This is a genomic window from Bradyrhizobium monzae (genome assembly GCF_021458635.1).
GTDB lineage: Bacteria > Pseudomonadota > Alphaproteobacteria > Rhizobiales > Xanthobacteraceae > Bradyrhizobium.
The window spans coordinates 241,451-256,045 of sequence record NZ_JAIRDQ010000012.1; the positions used below are offsets into that span (position 1 = coordinate 241,451).

13 protein-coding genes are annotated in these 14,595 nt (G+C 59.0%); 11 read left to right on the forward strand and 2 right to left on the reverse strand.

Going from position 1 to position 14,595, the window contains the following annotated elements:
• The first annotated feature begins 98 nt into the window (after positions 1–98).
• From K3F49_RS33040 to K3F49_RS33075, 8 genes are all read left to right on the forward strand, one after another.
• Positions 99–1,424, forward strand: a complete 1,326-nt coding sequence (locus K3F49_RS33040) for a CmpA/NrtA family ABC transporter substrate-binding protein (RefSeq protein ID WP_234685057.1) — start codon at positions 99–101, stop codon at positions 1,422–1,424.
• Between the two features lie 5 nt (positions 1,425–1,429).
• Positions 1,430–2,272 carry an ABC transporter permease gene (locus K3F49_RS33045; RefSeq protein ID WP_234685058.1) on the forward strand — a complete coding sequence of 281 codons (843 nt, stop codon included), beginning with the start codon at positions 1,430–1,432 and terminating at the stop codon, positions 2,270–2,272.
• A gap of 4 nt (positions 2,273–2,276) precedes the next feature.
• Complete coding sequence (locus tag K3F49_RS33050) at positions 2,277–3,071, forward strand: ABC transporter ATP-binding protein (protein WP_234685059.1); 795 nt, start codon at positions 2,277–2,279, stop codon at positions 3,069–3,071.
• Between the two features lie 140 nt (positions 3,072–3,211).
• Complete coding sequence (locus K3F49_RS33055; protein ID WP_234685060.1) at positions 3,212–3,502, forward strand: DUF485 domain-containing protein; 291 nt, start codon at positions 3,212–3,214, stop codon at positions 3,500–3,502.
• Positions 3,502–5,109 carry a sodium:solute symporter family transporter gene (locus K3F49_RS33060; protein WP_234685082.1) on the forward strand — a complete coding sequence of 536 codons (1,608 nt, stop codon included), beginning with the start codon at positions 3,502–3,504 and terminating at the stop codon, positions 5,107–5,109. The genes K3F49_RS33055 and K3F49_RS33060 overlap by 1 nt, the downstream gene beginning before the upstream one ends.
• A 138-nt stretch (positions 5,110–5,247) precedes the next feature.
• The gene (locus tag K3F49_RS33065) at positions 5,248–6,138 is read left to right on the forward strand and encodes a LysR family transcriptional regulator (protein ID WP_234685061.1); all 891 of its coding nucleotides are present in this window, start codon (positions 5,248–5,250) and stop codon (positions 6,136–6,138) included.
• Between the two features lie 87 nt (positions 6,139–6,225).
• Entirely contained in the window at positions 6,226–7,209 is a 984-nt protein-coding gene (locus K3F49_RS33070; protein ID WP_234685062.1) for a molybdopterin-dependent oxidoreductase, read from the forward strand.
• A 91-nt stretch (positions 7,210–7,300) separates the two neighbouring features.
• A complete protein-coding gene (locus K3F49_RS33075) occupies positions 7,301–8,377 on the forward strand; it encodes a carbon-nitrogen hydrolase family protein (RefSeq protein WP_234685063.1) in 1,077 nt (358 codons plus the stop codon).
• Between the two features lie 152 nt (positions 8,378–8,529).
• On the opposite strand, the gene K3F49_RS33080 is transcribed toward K3F49_RS33075, so the two are convergent.
• A complete protein-coding gene (locus K3F49_RS33080) occupies positions 8,530–10,029 on the reverse strand; it encodes a CoA-acylating methylmalonate-semialdehyde dehydrogenase (RefSeq protein ID WP_234685064.1) in 1,500 nt (499 codons plus the stop codon).
• Between the two features lie 102 nt (positions 10,030–10,131).
• Here K3F49_RS33080 and K3F49_RS33085 point away from each other — a divergent pair, with 102 nt between their 5' ends.
• Positions 10,132–11,019 carry a LysR family transcriptional regulator gene (locus K3F49_RS33085; protein WP_234685065.1) on the forward strand — a complete coding sequence of 296 codons (888 nt, stop codon included), beginning with the start codon at positions 10,132–10,134 and terminating at the stop codon, positions 11,017–11,019.
• On the opposite strand, the gene K3F49_RS33090 is transcribed toward K3F49_RS33085, so the two are convergent.
• Positions 10,973–11,935 (reverse strand): LysR family transcriptional regulator, encoded by a 963-nt coding sequence (locus K3F49_RS33090; RefSeq protein ID WP_234685066.1) that lies wholly within the window; start codon positions 11,933–11,935, stop codon positions 10,973–10,975. The genes K3F49_RS33085 and K3F49_RS33090 overlap by 47 nt on opposite strands.
• Positions 11,936–12,045: 110 nt before the next feature.
• Here K3F49_RS33090 and K3F49_RS33095 point away from each other — a divergent pair, with 110 nt between their 5' ends.
• Positions 12,046–13,035 carry an NAD(P)H-dependent flavin oxidoreductase gene (locus tag K3F49_RS33095; protein ID WP_234685067.1) on the forward strand — a complete coding sequence of 330 codons (990 nt, stop codon included), beginning with the start codon at positions 12,046–12,048 and terminating at the stop codon, positions 13,033–13,035.
• Positions 13,036–13,139: 104 nt separating this feature from the next.
• Positions 13,140–14,495: an MFS transporter gene (locus K3F49_RS33100; protein WP_234685068.1), complete on the forward strand. Its 1,356-nt coding sequence runs from the start codon at positions 13,140–13,142 to the stop codon at positions 14,493–14,495.
• Positions 14,496–14,595 lie beyond the last annotated feature (100 nt).

Sequence of the window (14,595 nt, forward strand, 5' to 3'; positions counted from 1 at the left end):
CGCATTTTCGAAGTACCGCTTCCCGACTGATACGCCAAGCTCCGTCAGGACGCGGCCGAGCGCCAGCTTCGAATCCGGACGCTGAAGGGGCAAAGCATATGGGTGATGAATTGGACCATCATGGCTTCGGCGGCAAGAGTTGCAATTGCTGCGAGCTTGGCCCGGCTCAGCCGAGCCTCGAGGGTGCGGTCTCGAACCGAGTCGAGCAGGCGCTGCTCCAGGGTCTATTCCCGCAGCCGATATTGCGGCGCGAATTGCTGCGAACCGTCGGGGCCGGTGCGATCATCGGGGCACTTTCGAGCATTCTCCCGATCGAGACGCTGAAGGCAATTGCCCAGGAGCGCAAGCCTCTCGAGAAGTCGAAGCTTGCTGTGGGCTTTTTGCCGATTACCTGCGCCGTCCCGCTGATCTACGGCGAGAAGCTTGGAAGCTACAGCAGGGAAGGCCTCGAGGTCAGCCTGCAGAAGATCGCCGGAATCGCATTGATTCGCGACAAGATGCTCAATGGAGAGCTGGACGTTTCACAGCAGGTGATGCCAGTGCCCCTGACGATGACGGCAGGACTGGGGGGCAATGTCCAGTCGATCAAAGTGCTTACCATCCTCAATCAAAATGGAAACTCTCTCGTCCTCGCGAACAAGCACAGGGACAACCGCGATCCGAAGAACTGGAAGGGCTTTACCTTCGCCGTTCCGTTCGAGCAGAGCCACCAGAGCTTGCAGCTTCGGAATTATCTGGCCGCGGCCGGCCTCGATCCGGACCAAGACGTCAAATATCGGATCGTCCCGCCCACCGAGTACGTCGCGAGCCTTCGCGTCGGGAGCATCGATGGCTTCTTTGGTGGTGAGCCGGGCGGCCAGCGCGCAGTTTACGAGGGGGCCGGATTTATCCACCTTATTTCGAAAGAGATATGGGACGGCCATCCGTGCTGCTCCGTCACCGCGTCCGAGAGCTGGATCCAGCAGAACCCGAACACCTTTATGGCTTTCTACCGCGCCATCATCGCCGCCAGTCTTCACGTTTCGAAGCCGGAGAACCGCGTCGGCATGGCGAAGGTGCTGTCGGAGCCGCAGTATCTCAATGCTCCTGAAATCGTCATCGAGCAGGTTCTGGGCGGGACCTATGCCGATGGCCTCGGGAGCATCAGGAAAGATGCTCGCCGGGTCGATTATCAGCCATTTCCGCAATATTCAGCGGCCGTTTGGCTGATGACGCAGCTCAGGCGCTGGAACATGCTGAAGGAGGACGTCGACTACAAAGCGCTCGCTGAAAAAGTGATGCTCGCAACGGACGCTGCGCGTATCATGCGGGAGGAGGGTGCGTCCCCGTCGGGCGTCGGTTTCGGTAGTGAGAAGATCCTCGGGAAGGACTTCGATTCCAGTAAGCCGGAGCAATACCTGGCGTCGGTCAAGAAGCCAGGTTGACGCAAATGTTGCATCGATTGCGACAGCCTTGGGTGGCCTCTCTTGCGATTTTTGTAGGGTTCATCTGCATCTGGGCTTGGCTCACGACGACGCCGTCCGGGCCTGTCAATGCTGCCGACGCGGAGTATGCGCGGCTTGCGGGCCAGAGTGCAGCGGGGCAGCAAGCCAGCGCGATCCCTTCCCCGCGGGCCGTTGCACTGCGCGGCTATGAGCTGATCGCGCACGCCTTGGACGATGATAACCCTAACAATCTAGGGATCGCCTGGCACTTGGTCTACTCGATGGGGCGAGTAGCTCTTGGCTTCACGTTGGCTTTAGCCGTTGCCGTTCCGCTGGGCTTCATTCTTGGACTGTGGCCGGCATGCTATCAAGCCCTCGATCCTTTCATTCAGGTTCTTAGGCCGGTATCACCGCTCGCGTGGATGCCACTTGCTCTCTACACCTTTCGCGACAGCACGATCTCGACGATCTTCATTATTTTCATCTGCGCCGTGTGGCCGATGTTGATTAGCACGGCGACCGGAACGGCATCTGTGCGCGCGGAGTGGCTGAACGTGTCGCGCGTATTCGGGGTTCCGAGACTCGAGCACGTGACGCGAGTCGTCTTCCCCGCCAGCGTGCCGATGATCTTGTCGGGAATGCGTATCTCCATCGGCATAGCGTGGTTCGTCATCGTGGCTGCAGAAATGGTCGGCGCGCAAAGCGGGATCGGGTATTTCATCTGGAACGAATGGAATAACCTGCAGATCGCCAGCATGATCGTTGCCATCGTTCTCGTCGGTGGGATCGGCCTGGCGCTCGACGTCATTCTCAAACGAATTGGCGAGGGTCTCAGCTTTCGGGAGTAGGGCGATGGCCGATCTCAATATCAATGACGTCTCGATGTCGTTTGTGGACCGTTCCGGCAAGGCGCTGCTCGCGCTCGACCGGATATCGCTCGCAATCGAACATAGCGAGTTCGTCTGCCTGATCGGCCACTCCGGCTGCGGCAAAAGTACCTTGCTCAACATCGTAGCCGGGCTTCTGAGGCCCACGTCAGGTGCAATCCGCTGCGCCGGCGCGGTCGTCACTGGTCCCGGGCCGGAGAGGGCAATGGTCTTCCAGAGCCATGCCTTGCTCCCCTGGATGACCTGCGTCGAAAACGTTCATCTTGCCGTAAAGCAGGCGTTTCGGGGAGCGCCGAGGTCCGAACTGATGGATCGGGCCGAACAGGCGCTAAAGCTCGTGCACCTGGAGCACGCGATCGGCAAATACCCCTTTGAAATCTCTGGCGGCATGAAGCAGCGCGTCGGTATCGCGCGAGCGTTCGCCGTTCAGCCAAAGGTGCTCTTGCTGGACGAACCCTTCGGTGCGCTCGACGCATTGACGAGATCAAGCCTTCAGGACGAACTCGTGCGGATTGTTGAGACGACGAAAACGACCGTCGTCATGGTCACTCATGACATCGACGAAGCGATCTTTCTCAGCGACAGGATTGTCGCACTCTCCAACGGACCGGCTGCTCGAATCGGTCGGATCTGGAAAGTCGAGACGCCCCGACCACGCGACCGACTAAAGCTGACGTCCGACTTTGAGGTTATCAAGTACCGAAAGGAGATACTCGAGTTCTTGTACAAGAAAGCGCCGTTCCCGCAATTAGCCAGCTAAATGTTCTGATCGTGTGATCGCGGACACGTCAACCATCGCGCTGGGACATGACGAAAATGTGCAAGTCCTCTCTCGGAAATTCTCAGTGCACAACGATTCGAAGTCTGTCGAAATTGTCACGAACAATTGAGGAGGAGCAGGTGAGCATTTCGTCGAACGCCCTGGAAGGAGGGCTGACAGCATTGGCGCGGTCAAGGTTGACCGTGGCTGCGTCGCTGAGCCTGACAATGATCGCCATCTATTTCGGCTTCATGGGCTTGTTCGCGTTTGCCAAACCTGTCCTCGGCACAATGCTCGCCCCTGGCCTGTCGCTTTGCATTTTGCTGGGCCCAATGGTCATCATCAGCTCGTTTCTGCTCTGCCTCGTCTACGTGTACTGGGCGAACAACGTCTTCGACCGCAACGTTAAGTCCACGCTGGAGCAAGCATGATGCAGTCGCAGACCAGCAACATCTCGATCGCATTCTTCTTCGCGTTCATGGCCGTGACGCTTGCCATAACCTATTGGGCGGCCAAACGGACGAAGACAACTGAGACGTTCTTTGCGGCGGGTGGTGAGATCACCGCCTGGCAAAATGGTTGGGCTCTCGCCGGAGACTTTCTCTCGGCGGCGGCGCTTTTAGGAATCGCCGGCATCGTCACCTCGAACGGCTTCGATGGCATGGTATATTCGATCGGCTGGCTCGTCGGATGGCCGATCATTCTCTTTCTGATCGTCGAGCCACTTCGAAATGTCGGAAAGTTCACTTTCGCCGATGTGGTGGCGTATCGGCTGTCGCAAAGACCTGTTCGTTCTGCCGCAGCGATCGGAACTCTAGCCGTGATCTCCTTCTACCTCATCGCGCAGATGGTTGCGACGGGGGCGCTCATCAAGCTACTCTTCGGCATTCCTTACTTCTGGTCGGTCGTCATTGTCGGGACGGCCATGCTGATCTACGTGCTGTTTGGTGGCATGCTCGCGACGACTTGGGTTCAGGTCGTCAAAGCGGTGCTGCTGATGGCGGGAGGGGCTATCCTCACGATTCTCGTCCTTGCGCAATTCCAAATGAATCCGATGCGGCTATTCGCAGCGGCTGCTGAGCGGTACGGCGCGAATGTGCTTCAGCCCGGCTCGCGCGTCGTTTCCGGTCAATGGGACGCGATATCTCTGGGCCTTGGTCTCATGTTCGGTACGGCGGCCATGCCGCACATTCTCATGCGCGTCTATACGGTCAAGGACGTCAAAGCCGCGCGGCTTTCAATTCTCTATGCGACCGGGCTCATCGGAGCATTTCATCTCATGGTCTTCGTCATCGGCTTTGGAGCAATGGTGATCGTCGGACCAGAGGCGGTGCTCAAAGCGGGAGGCGGCGGTAACATGGCCGCCCCCTTGCTGGCTCGAGCGGTTGGAGGCAACGCATTCTTCGGCTTCATTTGCGCCGTGGCGTTCGCCACCATGCTCGCAGTCGTCGCCGGATTGACCCTCTCGGGCGTCGCTACTCTTTGCCATGACATTTGGGCCAACGTGATAAGGGTTGGACGGGCCACAGAGAGAGAGCAGTTGACGGTCGCGCGCGCCGCCACAATCATCATTGCGATCCTCGCGGTCGTCTTGGGAATCCTGTTCGAGGGTCAGAATGTTGCCTTCATGGCGGGACTGGCGTTCTCCGTGGCCTGTGCAGCCAATTTTCCTTCCCTGGTGCTGGCAATTGGTTGGAAGCGCTTCACCACACAGGGGGCGGTGGCGAGTATTCTTGTTGGCACTGTAGGCTCGATTGTTCTGATATGCCTGTCGCCGACGGTCCAGGTCGATGTACTTGGCAAATCCATGGCAGACATTGCTGGCGCCTGGTGGTTTGTCCCCTTGAAGAATCCGGCGATTATCGCCATGCCGCTTTCGTTTGTGGTGGCCATCGCCGTATCCCTTGCCACGGCTGAGCTAGATGCCGACCGCACTTTCCGGGAGATGCAACGAAGGATCCTGTTGGGCGCGTCCGGTCCGGCGCGCGCCGCAGCTGGTGCACGTGAGGAGGGATCGGTTTCAGAACTAAGTAGCTGATATTCCCACTAGAATAGGCGGCGTGCCTTGCGGGCCTGTCGCCGAGGCTGATGGTTCAGATGCGTCCTGAGGACGCTGGCAATCTCTTGAGACTAATGCGAAATTCGCTGAAGGTCTTCGAGGGGCAGAGCGGAGCGAATGTTCGACTGGAACGATCTGAAGTTCTTCCTAGAGCTTGCAAAACAAGGCCGACTGATGCCAGCCGCTCGGCGGCTCAAGGTCGATCACACGACGGTCAGTCGGCGGATATCGGAGCTAGAGAGAGATCTCGCAATCAAGATATTCGATAGAAAGCCGGATGGTTTCGTTCTGACCGAGGACGGCCACAAGCTCTATCAGGCCGCCGAGAAGATCGAAGCCGCGGCTTTGGTGATTTCGGAGGATTTCCGTACGCCAACTGAGCCGACGGGGCGGGTCCGGCTTACCAGTATGGAAGGTATCGCCGCCTTCTATCTGGCCGAGAAGCTGGTTCAATTCAATGAGAAGCACCCCGGCGTGCTCGTTGAGCTGGTTACTGAGAGGCATCTGATCAATCTTACGAAACGCGAGGCAGACGTCTGTGTCAGTTTCGTGCCGTTGGTAGGTCCAAAGCTGTCGGTCAAGAAGGCCGGAGAGTTTAAGCTCGGACTGTTTGCGTCGTCAAAGTACATTGTGAACAGGGGCGCGCCCGCCTCGATGGACGAACTGAAGCGTCACGATTTCATTGATTACGTCGACGATCTGGTGGCCATCCAGCCGGTGCAGTGGTTGCACGATGTTCTGGTGCCGGAGAACGTCGTGTTCCGCTCGACAAGCATGGCAGCTCAGCAGAATGCAATTGGTGTCGGGCGCGGTATCGGCCTCTTGCCGTTCTTTTCCGCGAAGAAGGACCATCGCCTTGTGCGCATCATGAATGACGTGGTCGTCACAAGGTCGTTGTTTGTCTCCGTCCACGAAGACATCGAATACATGGGACGAGTGCGCACGTTGCTGCGCTTCCTCAATGAGATATTCAGGGCAGACAAAGCCTTCTTGAACGAGTTCGACTGACCAAATTCATGCAAGCGCGCCTGCGGAATTTTGGTCAAGCGTTTCCGTGAGATCGGATAAGGTTCGCAGCTCCCACGGAGCGCTGCAATGTCTGACGAATTTTCATACAAGATTCGCGGCTTTTTCGGCCGAATTCCATCTGAGCCTCATGACCTGACGGACCGCATCACGCGGACCGAGGCCTGTATCGTCCTGTGCCATCTCGGCGTTGTAGACGGCCATACCGCCGATGATTGGCGGCTGGAGATCGGCGGCCTCGTCGAGCGACCCAAGGTTCTAACCGTTCGCGAGCTCAAGAGCTTTCCGCGGCACGAAATCGCTTCAGTGCATCAATGCGCAGGAAGTCCGCTCGCGCCCGATAAGCCGACAAGGCGAGTCTGCAATGTATCATGGGCTGGGGTCCGTCTGGACTACTTGTTGAAAATGGTCGGAGTAGAGCGGACAGCGCGTTTCGTCTGGTCGAACGGCGCGGATTCAGGCGAATTCGGAGGCATCGAGTGTGGCCACTACGTGAAAGATCTGCCTCTCTCGCGGGCAGCGAACGATGTTCTGCTGGCCTACGAAATGAACGGTTCCGGGCTGCTCCCCGAGCACGGCTTTCCGTTGCGGCTCGTCGTTCCCGGGTATTACGGCACGAACAGTGTCAAGTGGCTGCGCAAGATCGAGCTTCGCGCGGAACGCGCACCGGGTGTTTTCACGACGAGATGGTACAATGATCCCGAGCCTGACGGCTCAACCCGTCCAGTGTGGGAAATAGCTCCTCAATCGATCATTGTCTCGCCAAAACCAGATAGCCGCCTCAACAGCGGCGGTTTGGTGCAAGTGTGGGGCTGGGCCTGGGGTGACTCCAATCTGGCAGCGGTCGAACTCAGCTCTGATGATGGGGCCACTTGGCAGCAATGCCGTCTGGAGCACGCACCAGGGTGGTCATGGACCAAGTTCGTGTGCGACTTTTTCGTAACGGAACGCTGCACGGGGTTGTTGTCGCGAGCCAGATCCAGATCGGGCGAACTTCAACCGGTAACCGGACGGCGCAACGCGATCTATCGTGTGCCGATCTCGGTGCTTTGAAGACCTGCAACAAGCCGTGCAGATTTTCGCATTCGCCCCCATCCCATGCTGGACTAACCTGGAGTGGCCAACACCGGGAGGGTTATCTCAAATGGTTTCGACTTTGCCGCGCTTCAAGGCCGCCGCGTGCCACACGTCTTCAGTATTTCTCGATGCAGCCAAGACTGCTGAAAAGGCGTGTGATCTCATTGCGGAGGCGGCGCGCAACGGCGCCTCTCTCGTCGCCTTTCCGGAGTCCTTTATTCCAGGATTCCCGGTCTGGGCAGCATTACAGGCGCCCATCATGTCCCACGACTTCTTCAGAGCCTTGTCGGCGCAGGCGCTGTTGCTCGACAGCCCCGAATTGATGAGGGTCAGAATGGCGGCCAAGCGCCACGGGGTCGCGGTCTCTATCGGCTTCACCGAAGGCACTGTGGCAAGCCTCGGCTGCATCTGGAATTCCAATCTCCTGGTCGGCGAAGACGGATCGATCCTCAATCATCACCGCAAGCTCGTTCCAACATTCTATGAGAAGCTAGTCTGGGCGGCTGGAGACGCACGGGGGCTGCGGGTCGTCGAGACGAATGTGGGTCGCGTTGGAATGCTGATTTGCGGCGAGAACACAAATCCACTGGCGCGCTATTCGCTTATGGCTCAGGGCGAGCAAGTGCACATTTCGACGTACCCGCCGATCTGGCCCACCCGTCCGTCCAAAGAAAAGGGTGGCTATGACCTGCGCAAGGCTATCGAGATACGCGCCGGCGCCCATTCGTTTGAGGCCAAATGCTTCAACATCGTTTCGTCAGCCTGCGTTGACGTCGGAATGAGGGACGCACTCGGCCAGGCAAATCCGGCGATGCTGGATATGATCGAAGGAACCCCTCATGCCGTCTCGATGATTCTTGATCCGACCGGACAGGTCATCAGCGAGGTGCTTTCCGAGAGCGAAGGCATTGCATATGCCGATATCGACATTGCTCATTGCGTCGAACCGAAGCAATTCCATGACGTCGTTGGCTATTACAACCGGTTCGACGTGTTCTCGCTGACGATCGACAGATCGCACCGCGATCCGGCGGTTTTCGTCGACGTCGAAGGACAAGAGTTGGTGGACAGATCGGCACAGGTTAGGCGCCGCGAGACGCTGGAGCCACCAGCGGGCGAACTTGAACGCCTGGTCTCCAACTGATCATCTTCAAGCGGCGGATCGAGCGCCTTCTCAACGAGCTCTTGGAGACGACGAGAGCCAGTTGCTCATGAATCGCGATCCGTCGCGGTCAGGTCCAGAACCGCAGTATGCCAGAGGGTCATGGAGCGTCCATCACCCTCTGCTGCCGCGCGTCAGCTCATCGTCGGCATCACGAACTCAGCGCCGGCGCGAATGCCTGTCGGCCACCGAGTCGTGATTGTCTTGAGCTTGGTATAGAATCGAACGCCCTCGGGCCCGTGCATGTGGTGATCGCCGAACAGGGATGCCTTCCAACCGCCGAAGGAGTGAAACGCCATCGGAACGGGTATCGGCACGTTGATGCCGATCATGCCGACCTGGATCTGATGCGCGAATTCCCGCGCTGCATCGCCATCCCTTGTGAAGATGGCGGTGCCGTTGCCAAACTCGTGCTTGTTGATCATATCGGCGGCGTCATCGTACGATTTGGCGCGCGCGACGGCGAGCACCGGTCCGAAGATCTCCTCGCGGTAGATCTTCATGTCGGTCGTCACGCGGTCAAACAGCGTTCCTCCGACGAAATATCCTTTCTCGTAGCCCTGGCGCCGGAAGTCGCGTCCGTCGACGATCAGCTGGGCACCTTCATCGACGCCAGCATCGATGTAGCTGCGGACCTTGTCGAGATGCTGCTTTGTCACCAACGGGCCCATTTCGGCCTCGGGATCGGTGCCAGGACCGATATTGAGGGCCCGAACCTTGGGCGCCAGCTTCTCGATCAACCGGTCCGCCGTCGTCTCGCCGATCGGGACCGCCACCGAAATCGCCATGCAGCGTTCGCCGGCGGAGCCATAGGCGGCTCCCATCAGTGCGTCCACCGCCTGATCCATGTCGGCGTCCGGCATGACGATCATGTGGTTCTTGGCGCCTCCGAGCGCCTGGCAGCGCTTGCCGTGGCGCGTGGCGGTCTCATAGATGTATCGAGCAATCGGCGTCGAGCCGACGAAGCTGACAGCAACGATATCGGGATCAGTCAGGATGGCATCGACCGCCTCCTTGTCACCGTGGACGACGTTGAAGACGCCGTCAGGCAAGCCGGCTTCTTTCAGCCACCGGGCAAGGACGAGCGAAGCGGATGGATCGCGCTCGGACGGTTTCAGGATGAATGTGTTGCCGCAGGCGAGGGCAACCGGGAACATCCACATGGGCACCATCGCCGGGAAATTGAACGGCGCGATCCCGGCGACGACGCCAAGCGGCTGACGCAGCGAGTGGCTGTCAACGCGGGTGCCGACGTTCTCTGTAATCTCTCCCTTGAGGAGTTGCGGCGCAGCGGTCGCGAATTCGACGACTTCCATGCCGCGCTGGATTTCGCCCTTGGCGTCCGAGAGCACCTTGCCGTGCTCGGCCGTGATCACCCCGGCGAGCTCGTCGATCCGATCTTCGAGGATTCGCAGGAAGCGGTTAAGAATGCGAGCGCGGCGGAGAGGAGTCGTGTTGGCCCAGGCGGGGAAGGCCTTCTTCGCTGCCGCGACCGCCGATTGGACCTCCTGCGTCGTTGCCAATCCGAGCGTTCCCGATTGCTCGCCGGTTGCCGGATTATAGACGGGCGATGTGCGGGTGCTCCGGCTCGGCACCAACTCGCCGTCGATGAAATTCGGAATGGTCGCAGTCACGGGCTCTCCTCCAAACGAAGCTTGATCGGTCTTTGTATGAAGCGCATAAAAACGCGTATCAACGGCCGAATTTGCGGCTCCGTTGTGCAGAAAGTGTAGTCGATGGATTGGGAGCGAGTCCGGATATTTCTCGAGGTCGCGCGCGCAGGTCAGATTCTGAAAGCGTCGAAACACCTGCGCTTGAATCACGCCACTGTGGCTCGCCAGCTCACTGCATTGGAGCGCAGCCTGGACGCCAAGCTGCTCGAACGGCATACCTCAGGCTGCACGCTTACGGCGGCGGGCGAGGCGTTGCTCGCCGCCGCAGAACGCGCAGAAAGCGAGTTTCTCAAGGTTGGCTCAAGCATCGGAGGCCCAACCGAGGCAATCATTGGCACTGTACGCGTGGGGGCACCCGACGGGCTCGGCAACTACTTCCTGGCCGATCAGCTCGGGTCACTGGCGGCGAGGCATCCTGGCCTTGTCATTCAACTCGTGCCGCTGCCGCGCAATTTCTCGCTGTCTCGGCGAGAGGCAGATATCGCGATTACGCTGGATCGGCCGAAGCAGGGGCGTCTGATATTGGCAAAGCTGACCGACTACACCCTCAGCGTTTACGCGGCCGCGAGTTACCTCGCGCGCGAGGGACCCATAAACGATCAGGCCGATCTTGCCGGCCGTCTATTTGTCACGCATGTCGAGGATTTCGTTTACAGCCGTGCCCTGGACTATGCGTCCGTTCTGGGCCGGCTCATGTCGCGGCGTTACGAATGCGGCAGCGTTGTCGCTCAGATGGAGGCCGTCCGGAGCGGGCACGGTGTCGGAATCCTGCACAATTACGCTGCCCGCCGCTATCCCGAACTGAAGCGCCTGCTGCCTGACGTGCGTTTCGTCCGGAATTACTGGTTGACGTCTCATCCCGACACGCATGAGACCCGGCGAGTTCAGGAGGTTCATCGCTTCATCACGACCGCGGTGAAAGCGGCGAGGTCGTCGTTCGAGGCGGACTAGCCGCATTCGCCGCCGCGGTGGCTGCAAGGATTGTCGCTGAAGGCGTTGATCCCGCGCATTCCATGAACGCCCGCAATGCGGATGAAACGAACGCATCTTTGCGATGGATGAAAAGCGTGGTGGCTCTTCCTGTTCCATCCGGCAGCAAATGGGTTCGAAGCAATCCCTGCCGTTCTGCCGGTTCGGCAACCACGTGCGGGACTAACGAAAGGCCGACCGACGCTGCGACACAGCCGATAATTCCGTCGAGCGTTCCCATTTCCATCCAGCGCAGGTCGACAAAGCCGCGGTGAGCAAGATATTCCGACAAGCGCTGTCGATACGAGCAACCCGCACGGAAAACGATCACCTTGCGGCCGCTTCCGGTCGCCAGAAACTTGTTGAGGTGACCAGTGGACGTGACCATCGGCGGCGTGATGAGGACCAACTCCTCCTCCACGATCGGCTTGCAGATCAGTTCGCTATGCGTCACCGGTGCGGAGACGAAAGCGCCATCGAGTTTTCGCGTCAGTACGCTCTCGACCAGACCTGCCGTTGGTCCTGTTTCAATCTGAACGTCGACGTCCGGATAGGCGATTGCGTAATGCGTCAGCATGGGCGGCAAGCGCAAGGCCGCCGTCGTTTCCATCGAACCGATGCGCAATTCGCCACCCGGAGAGGCCTCGTCCTTCACCGCGCGTTGGGCCTCCGCCAAGAGCTCGCTAATCCGCTTGGCATACGGAAGTAGCCTGCTTCCCATCGACGTGAGCGTCACCCCCTTCTTGGATCGATGAAAGAGCTGGACACCAAGTTGAACCTCCAGTGCACGAATTCGCTGTGTCACGTTGGATTGCACTGTGTGGAGATCGTTGGCCGCCCGGCCGATGCCGCCAGCCGTAGCCACCGCGGCAAAGAAATTGAGGTCAGTGCTATCCATAGGGTCATCTCCCAAAGTGATGACATAGATCAGAAATAATCACTTTCCCATTGTCAATGGCCGATCTAGCCTTTCCGCATCAAAAGGCGGATCGCCTGAGGGGAGGGAATATGGCTATCAAGACGAGATTGACTGAATTTTTTGGACTTGAGCATCCGATCGTGCTCGCGCCGATGGATCCGGCCTCTGGCGGCGAGCTCGCGTCGGCAGTGTCCGCGGCCGGCGCGCTGGGCCTGCTCGGCGGGGGCTACGCGAACCGGGCCTGGTTCGAAGAGCAATCGGCCAAGGTCAGCCGCCCGGACGTGGGTTGTGGTTTCATCACTTGGGCGCTGGCGAGCGATCCGGGTCTGCTTGAACTCGCCCTGCAGCGACATAGCAGGGCGATCATGTTGTCGTTCTCGGATCCTGCGCCCTTCGCGCCGAAGGTGAAGCAGGCCGGCATTCCGCTGATCTGCCAAGTGCACACTCTTGAGCACGTGAAGCGCGCAATTGACGTGGGCGCTGATGTCGTAATCGCGCAAGGCACCGAGGCGGGGGGGCACGGACTAGTGGCGCGATCCACAATGCCGTTCGTTCCGGCGGCTGCCGATCTGATCGCACAGAGAGCACCCCGCGTTCTCTTGCTCGCGGCCGGCGGCATTGCCGACGGCCGGGGCCTCGCCGCGGCGCTCATGCTTGGCGCCGACGGTGTACTAATGGGAACGCGTTTCTGGGCCACACAGGAATCCGTCATCCATCGTATCGCCAAGGAAAAAGTCGTCAGTGCCACCGGAGATGAAACAATCCGCACCCGTGTCTACGATGTCGTCCGCAAAAAGGCTTGGCCCAGTGAGTATACCGGACGTCTGATGAAAAATGGTTTCATCGAAAAGTGGCACGGTCGCGAGGATGAGCTGCGTACCCTTCAGGAAGCGGAGTTGCAGCGGGTCGAGCAAGCCTGGACGTCGGGCGATTACGACACCGCCAATGTCACCGTCGGAGAGGGCATCGGACTCGTTAACGACATCCCAACCGCCGGAGAGCTGGTGAAGCGCATTTCGGCGGAGGCGAGCGCCTGTCTTTCGCGTTACGCTCCTGCGCAGAGTTCGATCGCGGCCTAAGCGGGATCCGCCTTCTACATATTGCCGGCGAAACCGGGAGCGTGCGCGATGGCGCACGCGATTGAGAGAACTCGTGCCTAGAGGGGCGAAGGAGAGAGATGTTGATGAGCGAACCGAGAATGGACGTCCAGGCTCCGGGAATATGGACCGTGGTACTTGCCTCAAGTGCAGGTACGATCATCGAGTGGTACGACTTCTACCTGTACGGCAGTCTCGCCGTATTTTTCTCGACACTTTTCTATCCGGCCAATGATCCCAACGCGGCGGTCCTGATCAGCGTTGCAACCTTTGCCACCGGATTCGTTATACGTCCATTCGGCGCCATCGTCTTTGGCAGCCTCGGCGACCGGCTGGGACGCAAACACACGTTCCTGCTCACCCTGATCTTGATGGGCATTTCGACGACGTTGGTCGGATTCCTGCCGACATATGCGACCATCGGAGTTGCCGCCCCCGTCGCGCTTGTGCTGCTGCGGTTGGTCCAGGGGTTGGCTATCGGCGGAGAGTACGGCGGCGCTGCCGTTTATGTGGCCGAGCATGCTCCAGAGAACCGTCGCGGCTTCTACACAAGCTTCATTCAAACCACGGCAACGGTCGGCTTTTTCGTCGCCATTCTCGTTGTGCTTGCGTGTCGTCTCTCCCTCGGCGAAGATGCTTTTCGCGCGTGGGGATGGCGCATTCCGTTTCTTCTGTCCGCCGTTCTCGTCTTGCTTTCGATTTATCTCCGCCTGAAGCTTAGTGAGTCGCCCGTCTTTGAGCAGATGCGTCGAGCCGGAAAAGTCTCGCGCTCCCCTGTGCGCGAAAGCTTCGGCAGCGGGCAGGGGCTGCGATACGCGCTGTACGCCCTGTTTGGCGCAACCGCTGGTCTTGGTTGTGTATGGTACACCGGACAGTTCTACGCTTTGTACTTCCTACAGAGTGTTCTCAAGGTGGACTTCCTAACGGCGAACATATGCGTCGCCGTCGCCTTGGCGATCGGAACGCCGTTGATCGTTCTAAGTGGTGCCCTTTCTGATCGTGTCGGGCGTCGCCCACTGATAGTAGCGGGACTCCTGCTCGCTGCCGCTCTCTATGTTCCGATCTACATGGGAATGGCAGCGGCAACCGCGGCTCAGAACTATGTCGCCGTTACGGCGTTAATCTTGGCACAACTCGTCTTCGTCGCACTGGTCTATGGGCCGAATGCCGCGTTCCTCGTCGAGCTTTTTCCCCCGCGTTTGCGGTATACTTCCCTTTCTCTTCCCTACCACATCGGCACCGGTATATTCGGCGGCTTCGTTCCGTTGGTTAGCCTCTCGCTCGTAAGCTACACGGGTAACATCTATTCGGGTCTAATCTATCCAATAGCGGTTTCCCTTTTGACAGCGACCGTCAACATTTTGTGCCTGCCAAAAGCTGCAGCAGCCGAGACGCCGATCGAGTTCGAATCAACGCCTGCGGTGGGGCGACATCCCGCATGAAACGAGAATGGCCCTTCTGACGAAAGTATTCGTGCAACGCCCTTTGCGCGGATACTCGTCTCGAGGCTGCCTCTGTATGGTATGATGCGTTTCTCCCTAG

Excerpts from the sequence above, each read along its gene's own strand:
- K3F49_RS33075 (WP_234685063.1), top strand. The coding sequence starts at position 7,301 with ATGGTTTCGACTTTGCCGCGCTTCAAGGCCGCCGCGTGCCACACGTCT.
- K3F49_RS33060 (WP_234685082.1), top strand. The coding sequence starts at position 3,502 with ATGCAGTCGCAGACCAGCAACATCTCGATCGCATTCTTCTTCGCGTTC.
- K3F49_RS33095 (WP_234685067.1), top strand. The coding sequence starts at position 12,046 with ATGGCTATCAAGACGAGATTGACTGAATTTTTTGGACTTGAGCATCCG.
- K3F49_RS33045 (WP_234685058.1), top strand. The coding sequence starts at position 1,430 with ATGTTGCATCGATTGCGACAGCCTTGGGTGGCCTCTCTTGCGATTTTT.
- K3F49_RS33070 (WP_234685062.1), top strand. The coding sequence starts at position 6,226 with ATGTCTGACGAATTTTCATACAAGATTCGCGGCTTTTTCGGCCGAATT.
- K3F49_RS33040 (WP_234685057.1), top strand. The coding sequence starts at position 99 with ATGGGTGATGAATTGGACCATCATGGCTTCGGCGGCAAGAGTTGCAAT.
- K3F49_RS33050 (WP_234685059.1), top strand. The coding sequence starts at position 2,277 with ATGGCCGATCTCAATATCAATGACGTCTCGATGTCGTTTGTGGACCGT.
- K3F49_RS33065 (WP_234685061.1), top strand. The coding sequence starts at position 5,248 with ATGTTCGACTGGAACGATCTGAAGTTCTTCCTAGAGCTTGCAAAACAA.
- K3F49_RS33090 (WP_234685066.1), bottom strand. The coding sequence starts at position 11,935 with ATGGATAGCACTGACCTCAATTTCTTTGCCGCGGTGGCTACGGCTGGC.
- K3F49_RS33085 (WP_234685065.1), top strand. The coding sequence starts at position 10,132 with ATGGATTGGGAGCGAGTCCGGATATTTCTCGAGGTCGCGCGCGCAGGT.
- K3F49_RS33100 (WP_234685068.1), top strand. The coding sequence starts at position 13,140 with ATGAGCGAACCGAGAATGGACGTCCAGGCTCCGGGAATATGGACCGTG.